At 69.6% G+C, this 625-nt stretch carries 1 pseudogene; it reads right to left on the bottom strand.

The features are described 5' to 3' along the window. A pseudogene (locus LPA54_RS34950) lies at positions 1–268 on the bottom strand (Crp/Fnr family transcriptional regulator); the annotation flags it as partial. Positions 269–625 lie beyond the last annotated feature (357 nt).

Raw genomic sequence — 625 nt, 5'->3', positions numbered from 1 at the left:
CCAGCTCGGCGGGGATGACCTCCACCCGGTCGCCCGTCTTCACGAAGGTCAGCCGGCCGTCGCCCACGGCGTAGGTGAGCCGCCGGTTGACCCGGTACGTGCCGCCCTGCACGTCGACCCAGGGCAGCATCCGCAGCAGCCAGCGGGAGCTGATCTCCTGCATCTGCGGCACGGACTTGGTCGTGGTGGCCAGGTTCCGCGCCGCCGCCGTACCGAGGCTCTGCTGCTGCCCGGTCTGCTCCGTGCGGACCTCTTCGCCTACCGACATAGAGAAATGCCCTCCCCAATAGATCCACGCCCGGCCGTGCCGGGCGTCGCGGTGCGTGATCAAGCGTTCCTCACGCACCGTGTCCGCGCCATTACCCGATCGAGCGGGGTTGGATCTTGGGTAGGCCGGGCAGAGTGACCGGCCGTCGGCGGCGGCAACGGCGGCCGGGCGGAAGGAGATTGTCCGGATCGGCTCGCACAGCAGCCGAACGAGTACTTGAAAGGCCTACTTTCCGGCTATAGCCCCTGTACCAGGCGGCCGCGCCCGGCGGCCGTCGTCCGGTACGAAGGAGGGCGGCATGGCCCCACCCATGTCCGCGAGCGCGTTCCTGCGCGCTCTCAAGGCGGAGGGTCTCAC

The sequence above is a fragment of the Streptomyces sp. DH12 genome (assembly GCF_020873895.1).
Taxonomy (GTDB): Bacteria; Actinomycetota; Actinomycetes; order Streptomycetales; family Streptomycetaceae; genus Streptomyces.
Note: the sequence above shows the minus strand (reverse complement) of the source record. Positions and strands in the feature narration are given on the sequence as shown.